20 protein-coding genes are annotated in these 24,227 nt (G+C 73.7%); 17 read left to right on the forward strand and 3 right to left on the reverse strand.

Annotated features, from left to right (window positions below; translation table 11 throughout):
• Positions 1–236 precede the first annotated feature (236 nt).
• Positions 237–1,445, forward strand: coding sequence for a methionine adenosyltransferase (gene metK, locus QC283_RS34500; protein ID WP_279565711.1), 1,209 nt, complete (start codon positions 237–239; stop codon positions 1,443–1,445).
• Between the two features lie 154 nt (positions 1,446–1,599).
• On the forward strand, positions 1,600–3,750 hold the full coding sequence (locus QC283_RS34505) for a primosomal protein N' (protein WP_279565712.1): 2,151 nt from the start codon (positions 1,600–1,602) through the stop codon (positions 3,748–3,750).
• Between the two features lie 180 nt (positions 3,751–3,930).
• On the opposite strand, the gene QC283_RS34510 is transcribed toward QC283_RS34505, so the two are convergent.
• A complete protein-coding gene (locus QC283_RS34510) occupies positions 3,931–4,482 on the reverse strand; it encodes a hypothetical protein (RefSeq protein ID WP_279565713.1) in 552 nt (183 codons plus the stop codon).
• 304 nt (positions 4,483–4,786) lie between these two features.
• Between QC283_RS34510 and fmt the strand changes: the two genes are divergently transcribed.
• Entirely contained in the window at positions 4,787–5,719 is a 933-nt protein-coding gene (gene fmt, locus QC283_RS34515) for a methionyl-tRNA formyltransferase (protein ID WP_279565714.1), read from the forward strand.
• Between the two features lie 110 nt (positions 5,720–5,829).
• Complete coding sequence (locus QC283_RS34520) at positions 5,830–7,257, forward strand: RsmB/NOP family class I SAM-dependent RNA methyltransferase (protein WP_279565715.1); 1,428 nt, start codon at positions 5,830–5,832, stop codon at positions 7,255–7,257.
• A 78-nt stretch (positions 7,258–7,335) separates the two neighbouring features.
• Here the strand turns inward: QC283_RS34520 and QC283_RS34525 are convergent, their stop codons facing one another.
• Complete coding sequence (locus tag QC283_RS34525; protein WP_279565716.1) at positions 7,336–7,461, reverse strand: hypothetical protein; 126 nt, start codon at positions 7,459–7,461, stop codon at positions 7,336–7,338.
• Between the two features lie 77 nt (positions 7,462–7,538).
• On the opposite strand from QC283_RS34525, the gene QC283_RS34530 reads away from it, so the two are divergent.
• The 13 genes from QC283_RS34530 (at position 7,539) to QC283_RS34590 (ending at position 23,679) form a co-directional block, all read left to right on the forward strand.
• Complete coding sequence (locus tag QC283_RS34530; RefSeq protein WP_279565717.1) at positions 7,539–9,224, forward strand: S1 family peptidase; 1,686 nt, start codon at positions 7,539–7,541, stop codon at positions 9,222–9,224.
• A 317-nt stretch (positions 9,225–9,541) separates the two neighbouring features.
• Positions 9,542–11,893 (forward strand): tetratricopeptide repeat protein, encoded by a 2,352-nt coding sequence (locus QC283_RS34535; protein ID WP_279565718.1) that lies wholly within the window; start codon positions 9,542–9,544, stop codon positions 11,891–11,893.
• 10 nt (positions 11,894–11,903) lie between these two features.
• Positions 11,904–13,403 (forward strand): VWA domain-containing protein, encoded by a 1,500-nt coding sequence (locus QC283_RS34540; RefSeq protein ID WP_279565719.1) that lies wholly within the window; start codon positions 11,904–11,906, stop codon positions 13,401–13,403.
• Positions 13,400–14,338, forward strand: a complete 939-nt coding sequence (locus QC283_RS34545; RefSeq protein WP_279565720.1) for a hypothetical protein — start codon at positions 13,400–13,402, stop codon at positions 14,336–14,338. Before QC283_RS34540 ends, QC283_RS34545 begins: the two co-directional genes overlap by 4 nt.
• A complete protein-coding gene (locus QC283_RS34550) occupies positions 14,335–15,540 on the forward strand; it encodes an ABC transporter substrate-binding protein (protein ID WP_279565721.1) in 1,206 nt (401 codons plus the stop codon). Before QC283_RS34545 ends, QC283_RS34550 begins: the two co-directional genes overlap by 4 nt.
• Positions 15,541–15,688: 148 nt before the next feature.
• Positions 15,689–16,375 (forward strand): ribulose-phosphate 3-epimerase, encoded by a 687-nt coding sequence (gene rpe / locus QC283_RS34555; RefSeq protein ID WP_055415908.1) that lies wholly within the window; start codon positions 15,689–15,691, stop codon positions 16,373–16,375.
• 78 nt (positions 16,376–16,453) lie between these two features.
• Positions 16,454–17,497: a sugar-binding transcriptional regulator gene (locus QC283_RS34560; protein ID WP_279565722.1), complete on the forward strand. Its 1,044-nt coding sequence runs from the start codon at positions 16,454–16,456 to the stop codon at positions 17,495–17,497.
• Between the two features lie 76 nt (positions 17,498–17,573).
• Positions 17,574–17,927 carry a barstar family protein gene (locus tag QC283_RS34565; RefSeq protein ID WP_279565723.1) on the forward strand — a complete coding sequence of 118 codons (354 nt, stop codon included), beginning with the start codon at positions 17,574–17,576 and terminating at the stop codon, positions 17,925–17,927.
• A 108-nt stretch (positions 17,928–18,035) separates the two neighbouring features.
• Positions 18,036–19,478, forward strand: a complete 1,443-nt coding sequence (locus QC283_RS34570) for a GuaB1 family IMP dehydrogenase-related protein (RefSeq protein ID WP_279565724.1) — start codon at positions 18,036–18,038, stop codon at positions 19,476–19,478.
• 66 nt (positions 19,479–19,544) lie between these two features.
• A complete protein-coding gene (locus tag QC283_RS34575) occupies positions 19,545–19,805 on the forward strand; it encodes a hypothetical protein (RefSeq protein WP_279565725.1) in 261 nt (86 codons plus the stop codon).
• Between the two features lie 300 nt (positions 19,806–20,105).
• The gene (locus tag QC283_RS34580) at positions 20,106–21,584 is read left to right on the forward strand and encodes an amino acid permease (protein ID WP_279565726.1); all 1,479 of its coding nucleotides are present in this window, start codon (positions 20,106–20,108) and stop codon (positions 21,582–21,584) included.
• A gap of 54 nt (positions 21,585–21,638) precedes the next feature.
• Positions 21,639–22,091, forward strand: a complete 453-nt coding sequence (locus tag QC283_RS34585; RefSeq protein WP_055415902.1) for an Lrp/AsnC family transcriptional regulator — start codon at positions 21,639–21,641, stop codon at positions 22,089–22,091.
• A gap of 355 nt (positions 22,092–22,446) precedes the next feature.
• Positions 22,447–23,679: an MFS transporter gene (locus QC283_RS34590; RefSeq protein ID WP_279565727.1), complete on the forward strand. Its 1,233-nt coding sequence runs from the start codon at positions 22,447–22,449 to the stop codon at positions 23,677–23,679.
• On the opposite strand, the gene QC283_RS34595 is transcribed toward QC283_RS34590, so the two are convergent.
• Positions 23,627–24,172 carry a Repetin gene (locus QC283_RS34595; RefSeq protein WP_279565728.1) on the reverse strand — a complete coding sequence of 182 codons (546 nt, stop codon included), beginning with the start codon at positions 24,170–24,172 and terminating at the stop codon, positions 23,627–23,629. The genes QC283_RS34590 and QC283_RS34595 overlap by 53 nt on opposite strands.
• Positions 24,173–24,227 lie beyond the last annotated feature (55 nt).

A 24,227-nucleotide genomic window follows, 5' to 3' on the forward strand; every position in this document is an offset into this window, starting at 1 on the left:
CCCAATCACTCCACCCGGCTCGCGAACCCCGGGCATTGGAGCGTGGCGACCCTGGCCAAGGGTGCTCCGTTCCGGGCAGAATGCCCGTGCCGCAGGTCACAGCCCTTCCGACAGCCGAGACGGGTGGACCCGTGGCGAAGCGCGACCGATAAACTGTTCTCGGACGTCGCCGGGTGCAGCTCCCCGTGCCGTCCACCAATGATCAGCCAGCAGCCGCTGCAACCCCAGGGAGCGTTGTGTCCCGTCGCCTGTTCACCTCGGAGTCCGTGACCGAGGGTCACCCCGACAAGATCGCTGACCAGATCAGCGACACCATTCTCGACGCGCTTCTGCGTGAGGACCCGGCCTCCCGGGTCGCCGTCGAAACCCTGATCACCACCGGCCTGGTGCACGTGGCCGGAGAGGTCACGACCAAGGCCTACGCGGACATCGCCACGCTGGTCCGCGGCAAGATCCTGGAGATCGGCTACGACTCCTCGAAGAAGGGCTTCGACGGCGCCTCCTGCGGTGTCTCGGTCTCGATCGGCGCGCAGTCCCCGGACATCGCGCAGGGCGTCGACACGGCGTACGAGAACCGGGTCGAGGGCGATGAGGACGAGCTGGACCGGCAGGGCGCCGGTGACCAGGGCCTGATGTTCGGCTACGCGTCCGACGAGACGCCGACCCTGATGCCGCTGCCGGTCTTCCTGGCGCACCGCCTGTCCAAGCGCCTGTCGGACGTCCGCAAGAACGGCACGATCCCCTACCTGCGCCCGGACGGCAAGACGCAGGTCACCATCGAGTACGACGGCGACAAGGCCGTCCGCCTCGACACGGTCGTCGTCTCCTCCCAGCACGCCAGCGACATCGACCTGGAGTCCCTGCTCGCTCCCGACATCAAGGAATTCGTCGTCGAGCCGGAGCTGAAGGCGCTGCTCGAGGACGGCATCAAGCTCGACACGGAGAACTACCGCCTCCTGGTGAACCCCACCGGCCGCTTCGAGATCGGCGGCCCGATGGGCGACGCCGGCCTGACCGGCCGCAAGATCATCATCGACACCTACGGCGGCATGGCCCGCCACGGCGGTGGCGCCTTCTCCGGCAAGGACCCGTCCAAGGTCGACCGCTCCGCCGCCTACGCGATGCGCTGGGTCGCCAAGAACGTCGTCGCCGCGGGCCTCGCCGCCCGCTGCGAGGTCCAGGTCGCCTACGCCATCGGCAAGGCCGAGCCGGTCGGCCTCTTCGTGGAGACCTTCGGCACCGCCAAGATCGACACCGAGAAGATCGAGAAGGCGATCGACGAGGTCTTCGACCTCCGCCCGGCCGCCATCATCCGCGACCTCGACCTGCTCCGCCCGATCTACGCCCAGACCGCGGCGTACGGCCACTTCGGCCGTGAGCTGCCCGACTTCACGTGGGAGCGCACCGACCGCGTGGACGCGCTGCGGCAGGCGGCGGGACTGTAGGGCATCCGAGGCCCGACGGCACGTCACGAGGCCCGGTGTCCCCGGTGGGGGCGCCGGGCCTCGGCGTGTCCGCGGGCGGGCAGGGCAGGCATGGGGCGCGGGGTGCGCGCCCGGGCACCGTCGTTTGTCAGTGGTCTTTGGTAGGAATGCAGGTGTGAGCAGCGAGAACGAACCGGCGGAGGGTGGCGCTCAGGACGCGCCGCCCGAGCAGCTCGCGCTCATCCGGGAGAGCGTGCGCAAGGCCAGGACACCGCGGGCCAAGCCGCGGACCTGGCGTGGAGCCGCGCTCGCCAAGGAATTGCCCGTCGCCCGGGTCCTGGTCGACAAGGGTGTCCTCCACCTCGACCGGTACTTCGACTACGCCGTGCCCGAGGAGCTCGACGCCGACGCCCAGCCCGGTGTGCGGGTGCGGGTGCGGTTCGGGGCCGGGCGGCACCGGGTGCGGGACGGGCGGCGCGAGGGCGGGGGACTCATCGACGGGTTCCTCGTCGAGCGGCTCGCCGAGTCCGACTACTCGGGCCCGCTGGCCGCGCTGGCCCAGGTCGTCTCGCCGGAGCGGGTCCTCGACCAGGAGCTGCTGGGACTCGTGCGGGCGGTCGCCGACCGCTACGCGGGCAGCCTCGCCGACGTACTCCAGCTCGCCGTACCACCGCGCAACGCGCGCGCCGAGAAGCGGACGTCACCGGAGCCGCTGCCGGTGCCTCCGGTGCCCGAGCCGGGGTCCTGGACGCGGTACGAGCAGGGGGCCGCGTTCGTGGCGGCCCTCGCCTCGGGGGGTGCGCCGCGTGCGGTGTGGAACGCGTTGCCCGGCCCGGGGTGGAGCGAGGAGCTGGCGCGGGCCGTGGCGGCGACGCTGGCCTCCGGCCGGGGCGCGCTCGTCGTCCTCCCGGACGGGCGGGCCGTCGCCCGCGCGGACGCGGCGCTGACCGCCCTGCTGGGCGAGGGGCGGCACGCGGTGCTCACCGCGGACGCCGGGCCGGAGAAGCGGTACGCGCAGTGGCTCGCGGTACGCCGGGGGGCCGTACGGGCCGCCATCGGGACCCGGGCCGCCATGTTCGCGCCGGTGCGGGACCTCGGGCTGGTCGCCCTCTGGGACGACGGTGACGACAGTCACAGCGAGCTTCACGCCCCGCAGCCCCACGCGCGCGAGGTACTGCTGCTGCGTGCCGCCCAGGACAGGTGCGCCTTCCTGCTGGGCGGCTGGAACTGCACCGTGGAGGCCGCCCAGCTCGTGGAGACCGGCTGGGCCCGGCCGCTGGTCGCCGCGCGGGAGCAGGTGCGGGCCGCCGCTCCGCTCGTACGGACCGTGGGGGACCAGGACCTGGCCCGGGACGAGGCCGCCCGGGCCGCGCGGCTGCCGACCCTCGCCTGGCAGGTCGTCCGGGACGGGCTGCGGCAGGGGCCGGTGCTCGTGCAGGTGCCCCGGCGGGGCTACGTACCGCGGATGGCGTGCGCCGCGTGCCGGACGCCCGCGCGGTGCCGGCACTGCTCCGGGCCGTTGGAGGGCCAGGAGTCCCGGGCCGCGCTGCGGTGCGGGTGGTGCGGGCGGGAGGAGGGCGGCTGGCACTGCCCGGAGTGCGGGGCCTTCCGGCTGCGCGCGCAGATCGTGGGGGCGCGGCGCACCGCCGAGGAACTGGGGCGCGCCTTCCCGGCGGTGCCGGTGCGCACCTCCGGGCGCGAGCATGTGCTGGACACCGTGTCCGAGGCCCCCGCGCTGGTCGTGAGCACCCCGGGCGCCGAGCCCGTCGCCGAGGGCGGCTACGCGGCCGCCCTGCTGCTCGACGGCTGGGCGATGCTCGGCCGGCCCGACCTGCGCGCCGGCGAGGACGCGCTGCGGCGCTGGCTGGCCGCCGCCGCCCTGGTGCGCCCGCAGAGCGCCGGGGGGACGGTCGTCGCGGTCGCCGAGCCCACTCTGCGGCCGGTGCAGGCGCTGGTGCGCTGGGACCCCGTCGGCCACGCGGTGCGGGAACTGGCCGAGCGGGCCGAACTGGGCTTCCCGCCGGTGTCGCGGATGGCGGCCGTGGCGGGACCGGCGGAGGCGGTGACCGGGTTCCTCCGTGCCGTCGAGTTGCCGCCCGAGGCCGAGGTGCTCGGCCCGGTGCCGTTGCCGGTCACGGCGGCGGGGCGTCCGCGACGGGTGGGGGCGCCGCCGCCCGGGGAGCACTGGGAGCGGGCGCTGGTCCGGGTGCCACCGGGGCGCGGGGCGGCGTTGGCCGGTGCGCTGAAGGCCGCTCAGGCGGCGCGGATGGCGCGGGGGAGCGAGGGCGCGGTATGGGTGCGGATCGATCCGCCCGACATCGGGTGAAACGGGTGCAGGGGTGCGCGGAGGTGTGCACGCGCGTGGACGCGTACACATGCGCGGAGGTGTGGCGGAGTCGTACACGCGGAAGCCCGCTGTCGTCCCGCGTGCACCGGGAGGACAGCGGGCTGGGGGGAGTCCTTGTGACCAGTCGCGGTGGCCGGTCGCTGTGGTCAGCCGTTGTGGTCAGCCGTTGCGCGGGCCGGGGAAGGCGGTCGGCCGGACGTCGTCGCGCAGGGCCGGACTGCCCGCCGTCGGCTGGGTCGGCATGGAACGGGCCGCCGGGACCGTGGGTACGACGGGGAGGCCGGAGCCCACGTCGACCGGGCGGGTGTCCGCCGGCTCCGGTGCGTGCTCGGGGGTCTCGGCGGCGGGCGCGGACTGGGCCGCGGCGCGACGCGAGCCGTAGCGGCGGTGCACCGCCTGCTTGGTGACGCCGAGTGCGGAGCCCACCGCGTCCCACGAGAAGCCGAGCGAACGGTCGAAGTCCACGGCTGCCGTGACCAGGGTCTCGACACTGTCCCGCAGTTCCTGGGCGAGACGGACCGTCGGGGCGGGAGCACGTCCGTAGACGACGAAGCCCGCGGAGGGGCCGGAGCGGCGCGGGCGGTAGACGTTGCCCAGCTGGGCGGTGAGGGTGCGCAGTGCGTCCACCTGCCGGCGGACCCGCTCGATGTCCCGCACCAGCAAGTGCAGGCTGGCCCGAGCCTGGGCGTCGTGGGTTGCGTGGTCGGCCATGAACAAGCCTCTCGAACCGGCGTTGAAAGGAATCGGGCCGCGCGGGCGGCTCGGTGGTCAACTCTTTCTTGACCAACGCGTGGGCGCTCCGCTGGTCACGGGGTGGGGGCGTGCGGGTGCACGCGTGCGCCCCTCGGCCTGCGGCCTCGGGGTTTCCCACCCGCGCGCCACTCGTTCGAAGTCGGCCGGGAGGCCGGGCTCTCCCGTGAGGGTGCCGCGCCGTCGGCGGCTTTCCGTCCGGGGCGGGCTCGTAGACTGGTGCGCTGCCCAGCATCCGCCCCCGCCCGAGAGGCCCGTCCCACCCATGAAGCTCGTCTTCGCCGGCACCCCCGAGGTCGCCGTTCCCGCCCTGGACGCCCTGATCGCCTCCGAGCGCCACGAGGTGGCCGCCGTCGTCACGCGGCCCGACGCCCCGGCCGGGCGCGGGCGCCGGCTGGTCGCCTCTCCCGTGGCCGAGCGGGCGCAGGAGGCCGGGGTCGAGGTGCTCAGGCCCGCGAAGCCGCGCGACCCCGAGTTCCTGGAACGGCTGCGCGAGATCGCGCCCGACTGCTGTCCGGTCGTCGCCTACGGAGCCCTGCTGCCCCGCGTCGCCCTGGACGTCCCCGCCCGCGGCTGGGTCAACCTGCACTTCTCACTGCTGCCCGCCTGGCGCGGCGCCGCTCCCGTCCAGCACGCGCTCATGGCGGGCGACGAGATCACCGGGGCGTCCACCTTCCTGATCGAGGAGGGCCTGGACTCCGGCCCCGTCTACGGGACGGTCACCGAGACCGTCCGCCCCACCGACACCAGCGGCGACCTGCTGACCCGGCTCGCTCTCGCCGGTGCCGGGCTGCTCGCCGCCACCATGGACGGCATCGAGGACGGCAGCCTGGAGGCCGTTGCGCAGCCGGCGGACGGCATCACCCTCGCCCCGAAGATCACCGTCGAGGACGCCCGGGTCGACTGGGCGGCCCCGGCGCTGCGCGTCGACCGGGTGGTGCGCGGCTGCACCCCGGCCCCCGGCGCCTGGACCACCTTCCGCGGTGAGCGGCTCAAGCTCGTGCAGGCCCACCCCGTCGCCGACCGGACGGATCTCGCCCCCGGGCAGCTCGCCGCCGGCAAGAACAACGTGTACGTCGGCACCGGCTCGTACGCGGTCGAGCTGCTGTGGGTGCAGGCCCAGGGCAAGAAGCCGATGCGGGCCGCGGACTGGGCGCGCGGCGCGCGGATCGGCGAGGGCGAGTCGCTCGGCGCCTGACCTGCGCCTCCGCATCACCGCTCACCGGCCCGGCGTACGCTGGTGAGCGCACTTCACGCGTGGTGAGCGCACTTCACGCGTACGTCACCCCACACCCGGAGCACCTTTTCGTGAGCGAGCAGCCTCGTCGTCCCCGCAAGCCCGGCAAGCCGTACCGCAGGCCCCAGAAGGACCCCGTCCGCCTCCTCGCCTTCGAGGCGCTCAGGGCCGTGGACGAGCGGGACGCGTACGCCAACCTGGTGCTGCCCCCGTTGCTGCGCAAGGCGCGGGAGAAGGAGGGGCCCGAGAAGTTCGACGCCCGGGACGCGGCCCTCGCGACGGAGCTGGTGTACGGGACGCTGCGCCGGCAGGGGACGTACGACGCGGTCATCGCCGACTGCGTCGACCGGCCGCTGCGGGAGGTCGACCCGCCGGTGCTGGACGTGCTCAGCCTCGGTGTCCACCAACTGCTCGGGACCCGCATCCCGACCCACGCCGCGGTGTCCGCCTCCGTGGAACTGGCCCGGGTCGTGCTCGGCGACGGGCGGGCCAAGTTCGTCAACGCCGTGCTGCGCAAGGTGGCGCGGGACGACCTCGACGGGTGGCTGGAGCGGGTCGCCCCGCCCTGGGACGAGGACCCCGAGGACCACCTCGCCGTCGTGCACTCGCACCCGCGCTGGGTCGTCTCCGCGCTGTGGGACTCGCTCGGCGGCGGCCGGGCCGGCATCGAGGAACTGCTGGCCGCCGACAACGAGCGGCCCGCGGTCACCCTGGTCGCCCGCCCCGGACGGGCCACGGCCGACGAGCTGCTGGGCGAGGAGGCCGCCGTACCGGGACGCTGGTCGCCGTACGCCGTGCGGCTGAGTGAGGGCGGCGAGCCCGGGGCCGTGGAGGCCGTACGGGAGAACCGGGCCGGCGTGCAGGACGAGGGCAGTCAGCTCGTCGCCCTCGCGCTGGCGAACGCGCCCCTGGACGGGCCGGACCGGCGCTGGCTGGACGGATGTGCCGGGCCGGGCGGCAAGGCCGCGCTCCTCGGCGCGCTGGCCGCCGAGCGGGGTGCCTTCCTGCTCGCCTCCGAGAAGCAGCCGCACCGGGCCGGGCTGGTGGCCAGGGCGCTGGACGGAAACCCGGGGCCGTACCAGGTGATCGCGGCCGACGGGACCCGCCCGGCGTGGCGGCCCGGCAGCTTCGACCGCGTCCTGGTCGACGTGCCGTGCACCGGACTCGGCGCCCTGCGCCGCCGCCCCGAGGCGCGCTGGCGGCGCCGACCCGAGGACCTCGACGGATTCGCCCCGCTCCAGCGGGGGCTGCTGCGCAGTGCCCTGGAGGCCGTACGGATCGGCGGCGTCGTCGGCTACGCGACCTGCTCCCCGCACCTGGCGGAGACCCGGGCCGTCGTCGCCGACGTGCTCAAGCAGTTCCCCGACACCGAACTGCTCGACGCCCGGCCGCTGCTGCCCGGCGTACCGGACCTGGGCGACGGACCCGACATCCAGCTGTGGCCGCACCTGCACGGAACCGACGCCATGTATCTGGCGCTCGTCCGCCGGACCGGGTGACGCACGACGGGCGGCGGGTCAGGAACAAGGGAGGACGGTCGCGGTCGACGGGTGCGCGATGGACCCGCACGGTGAAGGTCAGGCCCACGTTCTCCAGGTGAGGCCGAGGGTCCGGCCCGACGCCTCGGCGCGGGCCTCCGCCAGCTCGCCCCGGACCTGACGGATCACCTCGGCCAGTCCCACGAACCCCGGTTCGTCCGTCAATTCTCCGCCGTACAAGGCCCGTTCACCTCTTGTCGCACCAGTATGCGACAGGAGCACACGCCCGTATAGTTCCGTTCATGGCTGCTGGCGGGGGAGTCCAGGCCGCCTCGTTGATGCGCACCCCGAGCTGGGCGGTGCGGATCCGGGGAGCGGACGGCGAGATCGCGGGGGCCGGCATTCTGCTGAGCCCCGACCAGGTGCTCACCTGTGCCCATGTGGTGGACCGCGCGGCGGCCACGATCACCGCGGAGTTCGTCGGCGCGGCCGATCGCCGCGTGCCCGCGATTCGCGCCCGGGTGGACGGTGACGCCTACGTGCCGGAAACGCGGGACGCCGACGGCGACCCCAGCGGGGACGTGGCGCTGCTGAGGCTGGAGCGTCCCCGGCCCGCCGAGGAGGCGGTACGGCTCCGCCGGCTGTCCACGTCCAACCGCGACGTGCGGATGTACGGCTTCCCGTACGACCACAACGGCGGCGTCTGGTTCCGTGCCACCGTCGTCGGTGGCTGTGGACGCGACGGGCAGGTGCAGCTGAGCCCGGCCACCCCCGGTGAACTGGCCAGCGCCGGATGCAGCGGCGCGGGCGTCGCCGACAGCGTGACCGGCGAGGTCATCGGCATGGTGCTCAGCGGCCAGCGCGACCAGCACGGCAACCGCTTCTCCTTCATGAGTCCCGCCGAGACCATCGCCGGTCACCTGCGCCAGGTCAAAGCCCGCACCTCGGGGCTCAGCGCCGTCGACCCCGAACTGCGGTCCACCGGCGACGACGCCTCTCAGGGCCTGCTCGACGAGCCGTTCGCCCAGCGCCTCGCGGCCTGGCTGCGCGACGACGGCAGCCAGGTGAAGATCAGTGTCGTCCGGCGCGACGACGCCGTGCGCGACGCCACCCTGCGCCGGGCCATCACCCTCGCCGACCGTGAGTTACGCACCCCGGTCTCCGTCAGCCGTGCCGCCCAGGACCCGCCCGGCACGGTCCCGTCGGCCGGCGGCCACGACCTGGCCGTGCACGCGGGCGGGCGGAGCTCCGCCTGGATCGCCGAGCGGATCGCCTTACGCGTGGGGCTGTGGCAGCATCCGGACGAATCCCCGATCGACCGCATCCGGGCCGCGAAGGCCACCCTCAATCTGGTCGTCGTCGGCGTCGACGAGGCGCTCGACCCGCTGGTCCTGCTGGATCTGCTGGACGCGCTGCGCGCCGGAGGAAGCCGCCTGCTGCTGGTCTTCCGCACGGCCGGCGACTGCCACCGCCGCGCCCGCGACCAACTGCTGACCCGGCCCGCGCAGGAGCGCCGCGCCCGGCTCGTCGAGCGGCTGCGGGAGATCACCGGACCGCTCGCCGAGGCCCTGAACGAACGCCGCGAGGCCGTGGTGCCGCAGGGCGTGCGGCCCCTCGACGCGGAACTGGTGGCCGCGCACGCCGCACTCGCCGACCTGCTGCGCGCGCGGGAGCCGGACCCCGGCCACGGCCCGGACCCGGCCCGGTACGAGCGGCTGGCCGACCGGGTCGCCGCCCGGCTGGTGACGAGCGTGGAGCGGCTCGACCGGCTCCGCGACCGGCGCGACGAACTCACCGGCCGCCTGCGCAGCTACCACGTTCTGCACCAGCACGCCACGCGGGGCGCGGAGGACCCGGCGGTGGACGCCCTCTACCTCCGGGCCCACGACCTGCTCCGGGCAAGGCCGTGCGACGTGCGCGCGGCGGAAGCGGCGGTGGACGCGTACACCCGCCGCGTCGACGACCACGGCGGAGGAGACACGCGATGACGCCGAGACCGAGGACACCGAGAACACCGAAGACACCGAAGACACCGAGAACACCGAAGACACCGGGAAGACCGAGTCCACCGAGAACGCCCGGACGGTCCCACGGCCCGACGGGAGCTCCCGGCACGAGTGAGACGGCCTGCGGCAGACCCGGCTGCGACGGCCACATCATGGTCACCGGCTTCTGCGACACCTGTTCCCGCCGCCCCCTCGCACCCGAGCCCGCCCCGGCACGGCCCGCCGCCGAGCCTGCCGCCGAGCCCGCCGGCTCCGCCGCACCGGTGCCTCCCGTGCCTCCTGTTCCTCCCGTACCTCCAGTGCCTCCCGTCCAGCGCGCCGCCGCCGCGCCCGTCGGTGAGCTGGACCGCGACGGGCTGCTGGTCCTGCCCGACCTTCCCTCACCCGACCCGTCCGAGACCGCCGACACCACCGCCCGTCCCCCCACCGGCGGCCGGCGCTGCGGTGTCGACAACTGCGCCGGCACCATCGGTGTCTCGTACGACGACGGCCCGCCGCCCGACCACGGATACTGCCCGGCGTGCGGCACGGAGTACTCCTTCCGGCCGAGGCTGCGTCCCGGTGACCGGGTCGGCGGCCACTACGAGGTGCTCGGCTACCTCGCTGTCGGCGGTCACGGCTGGGTCTACCTGGCCGAGGACACCCGGGTGCCCGGTCTGCACGTCGTCCTCAAGGGAGTGATCAACTCCGGGGACGCCATGGCCAGGAGGGCCGCCGTCGAGGAGCGCCGCTCGCTCACCACGCTGCACCACCGGGACATCGTCCGCATCGTCACCCACGTCCAGCACCAGGCGCCCGGCGATGCCGAACCGACCGGCTACATCGTGATGGAGTACGTCGGCGGCCGTTCCCTCTCCTGGATACGGTTCGCCCCCGAGGAGGAGCTGGCACGGCTGTTCGGCGCCGGCGGATTCGAGTTCGGGCACGTCATCACGTACGGCTGCAAGATCCTCGGCGCCCTGGAGTACCTGCACGACCAGGGCCTGCTCTACTGCGACATGAAGCCCGAGAACGTCATCCACTACGGCCGCGAGATCAAGGTCATCGACCTGGGGGCCACCCGCCGGACCGACGACCGTTCCTCCGGGCTCGTCCACACCCTCGGCTACTCCCCGCCGAAGAAGGAACGCGACGAACGCGGTTTCCACGTCGACAGCGACCTGTACACCGTGGGCCGGACCCTGAAGGTGCTCGCCGAGCGGGCCTCGCCGCCCGCCGGGCTGGCCGCCCGTTCCTTCGACGCGCTGATCCGCCGTGCCACCCACACGGAGCCCGCCGCCCGGTTCCGCTCCGCGGCGGAGATGTCCCGTCAGCTGTGGGAGGTGCTGCGTGAGCACCAGGCGCTCGGCGGGAACGAGCCGTATCCGGAGCGCTCCACCCGGTTCGAGCCGACCGCGGCGGTCTTCGGCGCCGCACTCGGCACGGTCCCGGGGCTGGAGAGGTGGACGCACGGCTTCGGCACGGGGGCGCCGGTACTGCCGGCCGGTGCCCCGGACCCCCGGGCGGCGGCCCGCGCACTGCCGGTCCCTCTCCCCGACGCCTCGGACCCGGCGGCCGTACTGCTCGGCGGACTCGCCGCCGACACTCCCGACCGCATCGCCGACCGGGCGGAGGGCGACCCCGCGCTGCGCACCGTGGAGACCGCGCTGTGGCTGTGCCGCGCCTACCTGGAAGCCGGGGACACCGCCGGGGCCGAGGCATGGGTGGCCCGGGCCAAGGGATGGAGCGGCGACTACGACTGGCGGATCTTCTGGCACCAGGGCCTGGTCTGTCTCGTGCACGGCGCGGTGAAGGAGGCGGAGGGCGAGTTCGCCGCCACCTACGACGCGCTGCCCGGCGAGGCGGCGCCCAAGCTGGCGCTCGGATACTGCGCCGAGTACCTGGCCGAGCGATTGCGCGAGCCGGACGTGGCCGAGCGGTCACGTGAGCCCGACGCAGTCGAGCGGCTGCGCGAGCCCGCCGCACGGGAGGCCCCCGTACGCGAGCCCGTCATGCGCGAGCCCGCCGCACGGGAGGCGGGCCCGGCGGACGCCGGGGCGGCGCCGGGCCGGACCCAGGGCGCCGAGCGGCAGCGGGCGGAGCGGGCGCAGGCCCGCGAGTCGCAGGCCGAGGAGTACTACGAGGCCGTCCGGCGGCGCGATCCGACCCAGGGCAGCGCCGCCTTCGGAATGGCCCGCATCAGGCTGCGCCGTGGCAGCCGGAGCAAGGCCGTGGCCGTACTGGACGAGGTGCCGACCACATCCCGGCACTACGACGCCGCGCGCGTCGCGGCGGTGCGGGTGCTGGCCGGCCGGCTGCCCGGCGGGTCCGGGCCGCGGGCCGCCGAGCTGAGCGAGGCCGCCGAACGGCTGACCGGGCTCCAGCTGGACGGCAGCGGGGCCTGGGACAGGCTGGTCGCCGAGCTGCGGGAGCACGCGCTCGCCTGCCGCCCGCCCGAAGGCTGGGGGAGCGGCTTCCCCGCCGGTGAGCTGTTCGGCCCGCAGGACACCGAGGAGGCACTGCGCAGGCTGCTGTCCCGGTCGCTGAAGCGGCTCGCCGACCAGGCGGGCAGCGTCGGCGAGCGCGGTGACCTGCTGGACCGGGCGTACGCGGTGCTCCCGGAACCGGCCGGTCCCCGGGAACTGCTGCGGGGGTGGCGGCGTACGGCGTGAGTACGCGGCGATGCGGAAGAGCGACGACCAGGCCGAGGGGGGCACGGAGAGCGTGGAGACAGGAACGCCCCGGGCGGGCGAGAAGACCGGGCGGATCACCGCCGAGCTGAACATCGACCAGTTGAAGTACCTGTCCAGCGATGCGGACGACCCGCGGATGCACGCCATTCTCAGCGTGCGAGTGGACGGCACCGGGGGCGTCGGACGCCCGGACGGCCCGGTGCTGGCGCAGGTCCTCGCGGTGGACTGCTCCAGCTCGATGACCTGGCCGGTGGAGAAGCTGCACGCCGCCCAGCAGGCGGCGGTCGCGGCGATCCGCAAACTGCCGGACGGCACTCCGTTCGCGGTGGTCCGGGGCAGTGAGCGGGCGGACATGGTGTACCCGGACACCCCGCGCATGGCCCAGGCCTCCGCCCGCACCCGGGCGCGGGCGGAGCGGGCCGTGCAGGGGCTGGTCGCGGGCGGGGGCACCTGCATCGGCGCCTGGCTGGACCTGAGCCGCCGGCTGCTGACGGAACAGGACGCGCCCATCGGGCATGTGCTGCTGCTCACCGACGGCAAGAACCAGCACGACGAGGAGATGCCGCTCGCACGGGTGCTGGAGAACTGCGCGGGCCGGTTCGTCTGCGACGCCTGGGGCATCGGTGACGGCTGGGACGGCCAGGAACTGCTGCGCATCACCCGCCGCCTGCACGGCACCGCCTCCTCGGTGCGCGAGGAGGCGGCCCTGCCGGCGGAGTACGAGCAGGTGATGAGTCGTCTCCTCACCAAGACCGTTCCCGAAGTGGTGATCTCCGTGACGCCCATGCCCGGGGGTGCGGTGCGCTATCTCAAGCAGGTCTTCCCCACCGAGGCGGAGCTGACCGCGCAGGAGGGCACCGGCCGGTTCGTCACCCGGGCCTGGGGCGACGAGACCCGCCGCTACCAGCTGTGCCTGTCCGCCGACCCGGTCGGCCGGCCGCACGGGGAGGACCTCCAGCTCGCCGTGGTGGCCGTCGACGTGCCCGGCGGCGAGGTGCGGCTGCCACCGCCGCAGCCCTGCCTGGTGCACTGGACCGACAATCCGGCCCTGTCCCAGCACACCGACGCCCAGGTCGACCACTTCGAGCGGCATCGGCGGCTCGGTGAGGCCATCGCCGCCGCCGCCGACGCCCACCGGCGCGGGCAGCGCGAACTGGCCGAGCACCAGCTGGGCCGGGCCGCGCAACTCGCCCACGCCATGGGCGCCGCCGAGCAGCTCCGTCGCCTGGCCCGGCTGGTGCGGATCGACGACGCGGAGGCCGGCCGGGTCGCCCTGCTCCCCGAGGTGGCACCCGTCGACTTCGAACATCTGATCGCCGCGAGCAGCCGCAGCACCTTCGGCCCCGAGTCCGGCTCCGGTGCCGACGGCGCGGCGGGTGCCGAACCGGGCGGCGGGGCCACCGTGGCGTGCCCGGCCTGCCGGGCCAAGGCGCCGCAGGCCGCCCGGTTCTGCCCGGCCTGCCGCCACCCCTTCGAGGAGCGGCGGTGAGCGCCACCGGCCGGGACCTGACCCGAAGACTCAGGCTGCTGCTGGTCCTCGGGACCGCCACCACCCTCGTGCTGTTCTTCGCCTACCGGGGCGTACACGACGACACCGTGCCGCTGTCGACGGCGAGCACGCCCGGCATCCTCGCCGTCGACACCGCGCAGAACGCGATGCGCGAGGCGCACCAGGTGGTCCGCGAGAGCGGTACCGAAGGCGACATCAGCGGCGAGTTCCACACCCAGATCTCGGTCGCCCAGCAGAGCCTCGCCCTGGCCGCGTCCGAGAACGTCACCGGCCTGGCGGGGCGGCACGACCTGCAGACCGTCACCGGGCTGATCGCCGTCTACTCGGCCTGGGTGGAGCGCCGGGGCCGCGAGCCGGACGACTCACCGCTGCGCGCCGCCTACCTCCACTACGCCGAGAAGGTCCTCGGCCTGAAGGCCGAACCGGGGACCGACGGCGACATAGAGAGCCGGCTCGACGCCCTGCGCGCCGAACAGCTGGCCGAGGCCCGGCGGCAGGCCGCCTTCCCCTGGCAGCTGTGGCTGGGCTGGGGCACGGTCGCGGTGCTGTACGCGCTGCTGTGCGGGGCGCTGCTGGAGACCCAGCGGTTCCTGCGGCGCCGCTTCCGGCGGCCCGTGCAGCTGCGGCTGCTGGCCGCCACCGCGGTGTGCGCGATCGGCGTGCCGGTGCTGGCCTGGTACACGGTCTCGGCGCACCGTGCGATGACCGGCTCCCTCGCCGACGTACGGGCGCCGCGTGACGACCCGGACACCATTCCCGACGTGGCCGACGAGGTGGAGGGCGCGCTCGCGGACGCCGGATTCTGGGCCTCGCTGTCCGACTGGGTGTTGCTGGGAGGAGCCGTGGTGGTGGCGTTGACGGTGTGGGGATTGTGGCCGCGTATAGCCGAGTACCGGTTCCGGGGGGCGCGATGAGCCGCCCCGGGGCCCGCACGCTCGGCATCCTCGGTGTCTGTCTGGTCCTGCTCGGCGCCGGTGTGTTCGCCGGGGTGCGCTGGGCGCGCGACTGGCAGGGCTCCGTCACGCTGCTCGCCAACTGGAGCGGCGCGGAGCGGGACCAGTTCGAGGAGCACGTCATCGAGCCGTTCGAGGAGAAGTACCGGATCGACGTCGTCTACCAGGGCAGCTCCGCGCTCAGCCAGGTGCTGGCCGCCGACATAGCGGCCGGCAACCCGCCCGACGTGGCGGTGCTGCCCGGGCCCGGCGAACTGCTCGCCTACGCCGCGGAAGGCCGGCTCCATCCGCTGGACGGTTTGTTCGACGCCGGGCACTACGACCGGTTCTGGGCGCCCGAGGTCACCGTGCCGGGGCAGGAGGCCCACACGTACTGGCTGCCCGTGAAGACCGGCCTGAAGAGCATGGTGTGGTACACCGGACAGCCACCCACGGCGGAATCGGTGAACCGTCCCGGCCGGTGGTGCCTCGGCATGGAGTCCGGCGCGACCTCCGGCTGGCCCGGCACCGACTGGGTGGAGGACATCCTGCTCCAGCAGGCCGGGCCGCGGGTGTACGAGGAGTGGGCCAACGGCCGGCTGCCCTGGACCGACGACGCCGTACGCAAGGCCTGGACGACCTGGGCCGACCTGGTCGGCGCGGGCACCGGCGCGGGTGTCGAGCAGGCGCTGACCACCGGGTTCGGGGCGGACTGCGCGCCGGGCCGCCTGGAGCACCAGGGGTCCTTCCGCGCCGGGCACTGGCAGCGGGCGGGCGGCGACTACGTCCACTTCTCCGAGGTCGTCCCGGGGCCCGGTCCGGACGCCGGCGCCTGGGAGGTCTCCGGCGACCTCGCGGCCCTGCTGAACCCGACGCCGCAGGCGGAGCAACTGATCCGTTATCTGGCCGACCCCGGCACCGACCTGCCGGAGTACACGGCGAACAAGGCGGCGCCGGCGGACGGCGGACGCGACGCTACCGAGCGGGGGATCGGGGCCGTCCTGCGCGAGCCCGGCCGGGCCCGCTGCTGGGACGCCTCCGACGCGATGCCCCGGACCACCCGGGACGCCTTCCACCAGGCGGTGCTGCGCCTCTTCGCCGCTCCGGACGGACTCGACGAACGGCTGGCGGAGCTGGAACGCCTCCGGAAGCCGCAGGATCTGCCGGTGTGCGGTGCGCACTGAACGCCTCCCGAAGGGCCGCGGGAGCCGTGCGTCTCGCGGCCGCGCCGCGGGGGCGCGAGCGACCCCGCGCCACCCGCGGCCGACGGAGGACCGGATCCACCCGAGGACCGATGCCCCCCACCCCTCGAGGGCATGGCAGTCTTGGGGCATGGCCGCGCAGATCAACCCCAGCATCCTGTCCGCCGACTTCGCCCGCCTCGCGGACGAGGCCAAGGCGGTCGGGGGAGCCGACTGGCTCCACGTCGACGTCATGGACAACCACTTCGTACCGAACCTCACGCTCGGCGTGCCGGTCGTGGAGTCCCTGGCCAGGGCGACGGACACCCCGCTGGACTGCCACCTGATGATCGAGGCCCCCGACCGCTGGGCGCCGCAGTACGTGGAGGCGGGCGCCGGTTCCGTCACCTTCCACGTCGAGGCGGCCGCCGCTCCGGTGCGCCTCGCGCGGGAGATCCGGGCGAAGGGCGCCCGCGCGTCCATGGCGCTGCGGCCCGCGACGCCCATCGAGCCGTACGAGGATCTGCTCCCCGAACTCGACATGCTGCTGATCATGACGGTTGAACCGGGCTTCGGTGGGCAGGCGTTCCTCGACATCATGCTCCCGAAGATCCGGCGCACCCGTGAGTTGATCAAGAAGCACGGTCTGGAGCTGTGGCTCCAGGTCGACGGCGGGGTGTCGGCATCGACGATCGAGCAGTGCGCCGACGCCGGCGCGGACGTCTTCGTCGCGGGTTCCGCCGTGTACGGGGCGTCCGACCCGGCCGAAGCGGTACGTGCATTGCGCACGCAGGCCGAGGCGGCGACCGCCAAGGCGTCCTGGGCGTGCGACCACTGAGGTACGAGAACGTGAACGGCTCCCATCAGGGCTGATCAAGTGCGCCGAATCTGCGAGGATGAACGGCGAATCCAGAGTGTGAACAGCAGTGAGGAGATCGCCGTGTCGGGTATGTCGGCGGGCCGTTCAGCCATGCGGATGGGACCCGCTGAGCTGGTCCAGGCGGCGGCCATGGCCCGCCGCTTCTACCTCGAGGGCAAGTCCAAGATCCAGATCGCGGAGGAGTTCGGCGTCAGCCGCTTCAAGGTGGCCCGGGTCCTTGAGACCGCCCTCGAGCGGGACCTTGTCCGAATCGAGATCCGGGTGCCGGCCGAGCTGGACGCCGAGCGCTCCGACGCCCTGCGGGCGCGCTACGGCCTCAGGCACGCCGTCGTCGTGGAGTCCCCGGCCGACGCCGAGGAGACACCCGACCCGGAGAACCTGGGAGAGGTGGCCGCCGACCTGCTCGGTGAGCTGGTCAACGAGGGCGACGTGCTGGGCCTGGCCTGGGGCCGGTCCACCATCCACATGGCGGCGGCGCTCGACAAGCTGCCGCCGTGCACGGTGGTGCAGCTGACCGGCGTGTACGACGCCGGGACAGCCGAGCGCGGCTCGGTGGAGGCAGTCCGCCGTGCCGCCCAGGTGTCGGGCGGCGACGCCCACCCCATCTACGCGCCGATGCTGCTGCCGGACGCGGCCACCGCGCAGGCGCTGCGCCACCAGACCGGGATCGCCCGGGCCTTCGAGTACTTCGACAAGGTCACGGTCGCCTGCGTCTCCATCGGCTCCTGGGAGCCGGGCATCTCGACGGTGCACGACATGCTCAGCGACGAGGAGCGCGCGCACTACGCCTCGCTCGGCGTCGCCGCCGAGATGTCCGCGCACCTCTTCGACGCCGAGGGGCGCCGGGTCGGGCGGGACCTGGGGGAGCGCTGCATCACGGTCAAGGCCGACCAGCTCCGCCGTATCCCCGAGGTCGTGGCGATCGCGGGAGGGGCGCGCAAGGCGGCGGCCATCGACGCGGTGCTGCGCTCCGGTCTTGTCACCAGCCTGGTGACGGACACCTCGGCCGCGGACTACCTGATGACGGTGGGCTCGGCGCCGAAGTCGACGCTCAACCGGACCGACCCGGACGGCGTCTGACGGCCGGTCGGGAAGGCACGGGCAGGGGGAAAGGCACGGGCAAGGGAAAAGACACGGGCGAGGGAAGAGGCGCGAGATGACCGAGGACCCCGCGGGACGGCTCGTGGTCACGCTGGACCTCGACGGGGTCACGGACAAGGCGGCCCTGATGGACCGCTGCGCCCGTGACCTGGCGCTGCCCGACTGGTTCGGCCGCAACTGGGACGCGCTCGCCGACTCCCTCGCCGACCCCTCCGTCTGGCCCGAGGAAGCGGTGGAGCGGGGGCTGGTGCTCGTCGTACGGGGCTGGCGGGGGTACGCCGAGACCCGGCCGGACGAGTGGGCGGTCGCCGAGGAGGTCTTCGCCGAGGCGACGGACCGCGGCCCGGGGCTCTTCGTGACCCTGGGCCCTGGAGGATCCTCCAAGGAGGTCGCTGACCAGCCTGGATGATCTGCCCGGGGGTTGTCGGCCATCAGCCATGGGAGAATGAAGTACGTGCTCTTTCCCCCTGGCTGACCTGTCCGGGGGCCACCTCTGATCGACTGGGATGTGCAGCACGTGCGTTTCCTGAATGACATCCAGCCCTCGTACGACCTGACGTACGACGACGTGTTCATGGTGCCGAGCCGTTCCGCCGTCGGCTCCCGGCAGGGCGTGGACCTCGGCGCCCCGGACGGCACGGGCACCACCATTCCGCTCGTCGTCGCCAACATGACCGCCATCGCGGGGCGCCGCATGGCCGAGACGGTGGCCCGGCGCGGGGGCCTGGTGGTCATCCCGCAGGACATCCCGATCGAGGTCGTCACCGACGTCGTCTCCTGGGTGAAGAGCCGCCACCACGTCCTGGACACCCCGATCGTGCTGGCCCCGCACCAGACCGTCGCCGACGCGCTGTCCCTGCTCCCCAAGCGCGCGCACAACGCCGGTGTCGTCGTCGACGAGGACAACAGGCCCGTCGGCGTGGTCACGGACACCGACCTGACCGGCGTGGACCGCTTCACCCAGCTCGAGGAGGTCATGTCCAAGGACCTGATCCTCATCGACGCGGACATGGACCCGCGCGAGGCCTTCAACACCCTCGACGCCGCCAACCGCCGCTACGCGCCCGCCGTCGACAAGGACGGCCGCCTCGCCGGCATCCTCACCCGCAAGGGCGCCCTGCGCGCCACCCTGTACACCCCGGCCACCGACGCGCGGGGCCGGCTCCGCATCGCCGCCGCCGTCGGTATCAACGGCGACGTGGCCGGCAAGGCCGAGCAGCTGCTGGACGCGGGCGTGGACACGCTCGTCATCGACACCGCGCACGGCCACCAGGAGTCGATGATCAGCGCCGTCAAGGTGGTGCGCGACCTCGACCCGCAGGTTCCGATCGTCGCGGGCAACATCGTCTCCGCCGAGGGCGTGCGCGACCTGATCGAGGCGGGCGCCGACATCATCAAGGTCGGCGTCGGCCCCGGCGCGATGTGCACCACCCGCATGATGACCGGCGTCGGCCGGCCGCAGTTCTCCGCGGTCCTGGAGTGCGCCGCCGAGGCGAAGAAGTACGGCAAGCACGTATGGGCCGACGGCGGTATCCGCCACCCGCGCGACGTGGCGATGGCCCTCGCGGCCGGCGCGTCCAACGTGATGGTCGGCTCCTGGTTCGCCGGGACCTACGAGTCCCCGGGCGACCTCCAGCACGACGCCAACGGCCGCCCCTACAAGGAGTCGTTCGGCATGGCCTCCGCGCGCGCGGTGCGCAACCGCACCTCTGAGGAGTCGGCGTACGACCGGGCCCGCAAGGGGCTCTTCGAGGAGGGCATCTCCACCTCCCGGATGTTCCTCGACCCGACCCGCCCCGGCGTCGAGGACCTGATCGACTCGATCATCGCCGGCGTCCGCTCCTCCTGCACCTACGCCGGTGCCGCCTCCCTGGAGGAGTTCGCCGAGAAGGCCGTCGTCGGCATCCAGAGCGCCGCCGGCTACGCCGAGGGCAAGCCGCTGCACGCCAGCTGGAGCTGACCGCGCCCGAACCCAGTCCCGTCAGGCAGGCCTGGCGTCAAGCCTGCCTGACGGAACGCTGGACGGATGACGACACCGCAGAGCGTCGAGCCGCAGCACACCCCGCTGACCGCCGTGGCCCGCCTCGACGAACTGCGCACCCGTGAGTCCCCGGCCGGGGACGGCGGCGACGCGGAGGCCCTCGACCGCACCCAGCTCCTCGAACAGCTCGCCCTGAGCGAGGTGGTGGCCCGCAAGGCCGCCCGGGGCCAGCCCGGTCAGATCGGGTTCGACGCCGCCGAGGCGGCCGAGGCCCGAGCGGTCGCGGGCGAGCCCGACGGCCGCTGACCAGGGGCGATCCACACCCGCCGCCCCTGCGTACGCAGCGCTCCACAGCCTCCGCGCAACGAAAACGCGCCCCGCGCCGGTGAACGCAACGATCGTGCCGGGACGCGCAAGGTTGCTCCATTACCGGGGCACCGCCCCCCTCGTAGTGTTCTGCGCTGTACGTGGCGTGGCGGGGACCCCGCTCGGTGGGTTCCCGCTCTTCAATGGGGGTTGTCCGCCGGTCCCCGCCGCTCCAGAAGCCCGCCGGGAGCCCGCCCGCTCACCACCGGCGGCGACCGGCAGCGACAAAGGAGTCAACGCGTGCTCGACCCAGGCGCACCACCGCACCGCGACGCATCGGCCACCCCCTCGTCCCCGGGCCTGGCCGCGCGCCTCATGCGCCGCAAGCCCGTGGAACGGCTGGTCGCGGAAGGCGGCCAGGGCGAGGGCGGCAGCCTGCGCCGTTCCCTCGGCCTGTGGCAGCTCACGATGATCAGCATCGGCGCCACCCTCGGCACCGGCATCTTCGTCGTCCTCGGTGAAGCCGTCCCCAAGGCCGGCCCGGCCGTCACCCTCTCCTTCGTCATCGCCGGCCTCACGGCACTCTTCTCGGCCCTCTCCTACGCCGAGCTGGCGGGCACCATCCCGGTCGCCGGATCCTCGTACTCGTACGCCTACGCGACGATGGGCGAGCTGGTCGCCTGGGTCTGCGGCTGGTGCCTGGTCCTGGAGTACGGCGTGTCGGTGGCCGCCGTCGCCGTCGGCTGGGGCGAGTACCTCAACGAACTCCTCGACGGCACCATCGGCGTCACCCTCCCGGCCGCCCTGTCGGCTCCGCCCGGCGACGGCGGCGTCTTCAACCTGCCCGCGCTGATCGTGGTGCTCCTCGCCATGACCTTCCTGCTGGGCGGTGCCCGCGAGTCCGCCCGGGCCAACACCGTCATGGTCGTCGTCAAGATCGCCGCACTGGTGCTGTTCTGCGCGATCGGCGTGCAGGGCTTCCGCTCCGGCAACTACGAGAACTTCATGCCGCTCGGCATGGCCGGCGTCAGCGCGGCCGGCGCGACGCTCTTCTTCTCGTACATCGGCTTCGACGCCGCCTCCACGGCCGGAGAGGAGGCTAAGAACGCCCAGCGCGACCTGCCCCGCGCGATCATGCTGTCCCTCGTCATCGTCACGGTGCTGTACGTCCTCGTCGCGGCCGTCGCCGTCGGTGCCAGGCCCTGGCGGACCTTCACCGACTCGGAGGCCTCCCTCGCCCAGATCATGACCGACGTCACCGGCCAGGACTTCTGGGGCACCCTGCTGGCGTTCTGCGCCGTCGTCGCCATCGCCAGCGTCGTCCTGACCGTGCTCTACGGCCAGACCCGCGTCCTGTTCGCCATGTCCCGCGACGGGCTGGTGCCCAGGGTGTTCTCCCGGGTCCACCCGAAGACCGGCGCGCCCCGCGCCAACACGCTGATCGTGTCCCTGTTCTGCGGAGTCCTCGCCGCCGCCGTCCCGCTCGGGCAGCTCGCCGACGCCACCAGCATCGGCACCCTCTTCGCCTTCGCCCTGGTCAACGTGGCCGTCGTGGTGCTGCGCCGGACCCGCCCGGACATGCGCCGCACCTTCCGGGTGCCGCTGTCGCCGGTCCTGCCGGCCCTGGGCCTCGCTTTCTGCCTCTGGATGATGGCCAGCCTGTCCACCGTCACCTGGGTGGTCTTCGGTGTCTGGATGGCGGTCGGGCTCGTGTTCTACTTCGTATACGGCCATCGCCGCTCCCGGCTCGCCACGGAGGACACCCCGGAAGCCCGGTAGCTCCAGAAGTCGCAAAAGCCACAGAAGCTCCAGAAGTGAAGTGAACCACCCGCAGTGCTCAACGATCTCGACGAACGCATCGTGCACGCCCTCGCCGAGGACGCCCGCCGCTCCTACGCGGACATCGGGCAGTCGGTCGGCCTGTCCGCGCCCGCCGTGAAACGGCGCGTGGACCGGCTGCGCGCCACCGGAGCCATCACCGGATTCACCGTACGGGTCGACCCGGCCGCGCTCGGCTGGGAGACCGAGGGGTTCGTCGAGATCTTCTGCCGCCGCAACACCTCGCCGGAGACCATCCAGCGGGGCCTGGAGCGCTACCAGGAGGTCGTGGCCGCGTCCACCGTCACCGGGGACGCGGACGCGGTCGCCCAGGTCTTCGCCTCCGACATGCGGCACTTCGAACGGGTCCTGGAGCGCATCGCCGGGGAGCCGTTCGTGGAGCGGACCAGGTCGGTGCTGGTGCTCTCGCCGCTGCTGCGCCGCTTCTCGTCGGGGTCGCCCACGTAATCCCGTGGGCAGGACGGGACGCGACGTCTAGGGGTGTCGTTTGGATCAGGTCGGCTCCGGGCAACGGTGCCTTGCAGCGGAGCCGAGCGGGGTCTGGTGCGTGCGGCTGCAAGGCGGAGGAGGGCGACAGGGCGGAGCCCTGGCAACCGACGACAACGCCGCTGGGGGCACCTCCCACGCCCTTCAGGCAGTGGGGGAGTGCGTGCCAGACCCCGCGACCCCGGCAAGATCCAAACGACATCCCGTAGCATCGGTGTCATGACCTGGCGACATTGATCCACCAGCCGTGCCACCTCCCGAGGGCCGCCTCGGACGCCGTACCCCGGTGTCCGATCCGCCCCCTCGGGAAGGCCTCATGACTCCCACACCCACGTGTGTGCCCGCCGCCGCCTACCGGCGGCTGACGACGACGCTGTACGGCTACTCGTTCCTCGACGAGTTCATCCTGCTCTACCCGGTGTACGCGCTGCTCTTCAGCGACACCGGCCTGTCCGTCTGGCAGCTGTCCTCCCTGTTCGCCGTGTGGTCGGTGACCGGAGTGCTGCTGGAGATCCCCTCCGGTGCCTGGGCCGACGCCGTCTCCCGGCGGCGCCTGCTGTGGCTCGGCCCGCTGCTCACCGCCGCTGGCTTCGCCCTGTGGGTGCTCATGCCGTCCTACGGCGCCTTCGCCCTGGGCTTCGTGCTGTGGGGAGCCGGGGGAGCGCTCGGATCAGGCGCGCTGGAGGCCCTGGTCCACGACGAACTCGACCGGATCGGCGCGGCCCACCGGTACGCCCGTGTCATGGGCCGGGCCCGCTCGGCCGGGCTGGTCGCCGTGATGGCCGCGATGGGCCTCGCCGGACCCGTGTTCGCCTGGGGCGGCTACGCCGCGGTGGGCGCCGCGAGCGTCCTGGTCTGCCTGCTGACGGCGGCCCTCGCGACCCGGTTTCCCGAGCACCGTACGCCGGTGACCGGCGGCGACGGCTGGGCCACGACCCTGCGGGCCGGGCTCGCCGAGGCACGCGCCGACCGGTCCGTACGCGGCGCGCTGCTCCTCGTCCCGGCCGTGACGGCCGTGTGGGGCGCCCTCGACGAGTACACGCCGCTCCTGGTGCTCGGCACCGGAGTGGCACAGTCGACCGTGCCCTGGCTGCTCCTGCTGATCTGGGGCGGCGCGACGGCCGGCGGCCTGCTGGCCGGGGCCGGTGAACGCCTGGGCCGGGCCCCTCTCGCCGGGCTGCTCGCGGGCTCCGCCCTCGCACTGGCCGCGGGCGCCGCCTTCGGCACGCCGGCCGGGCTGCTGCTGGTCGCCGTCGCCTTCGGCGGCTTCCAGCTGTCGAGCGTGCTGGCCGACGCCCGGCTCCAGCGGCGTATCGACGCGACGGGCCGGGCGACCCTGACGTCGGTGGCCGGCCTCGGCACGGAGCTGGCCACGGTCGCGGTGCTGGGCGGGTACGCCGTGATCGGGACGTCGGCCGGGCACGCCACCGCGTTCGCGTGGTCCGCGGTGCCGTACCTGCTGACGGCGGTGGTGCTGGTCGCCGCCCGGACGGGCGCTACAGCTTCGGCCGCCAGGGCACGACCTCGAAGTCGCCGGTCCCCTTCTTGACCTTCTCGAAGGGGGCCGATGCCACGCACCGGGGCAGGTCCCCGCCCTCCACGGGGCTGCCCGTCGCGGCCCAGCTGTAGCCGAGCCGGTCGTGGCGGCCCCGGTCGTGGACCGTGATGCCCACCCGCCTGCCCTCGGCGCCGGGCAGGTCGGAGTCGGTGATGACGCCGGAGACGACGGCCACGTCACCCCCGGTCAGCAGACAGTCGACGTCGGCCTTCGCCCGGGCGCCCTCGCCGTCCAGATAGTGGCTGAACTCGAACGTCCCCGTGGCCTTGAGCGGGTCGTCGTTGTCCTCGGCCGCCAGGTGGGCGTCGAAGGTGAAGGTGATGTCGTCCCCGGCCGACCGGTACAGCTCGGCGCTGCCGGTGAGCGCGGCGGCCTCCCTCGGGGGCCGTTCCTCGTGCGGCCCGGAGGCGACGGCGGCGCCGGTGGTGACGGCGGTGAGCAACAGGGCGGCGCAGAGCGCGGCGGTCGTCGTACGGCGTTTCATGGCGGTCCTTCCCGCAGGCGGAAACCAGTGAACGGAACTGAACGGAACCGAGCCG

The sequence above is a fragment of the Streptomyces sp. DH41 genome (genome assembly GCF_029813785.1).
Lineage (GTDB): Bacteria > Actinomycetota > Actinomycetes > Streptomycetales > Streptomycetaceae > Streptomyces.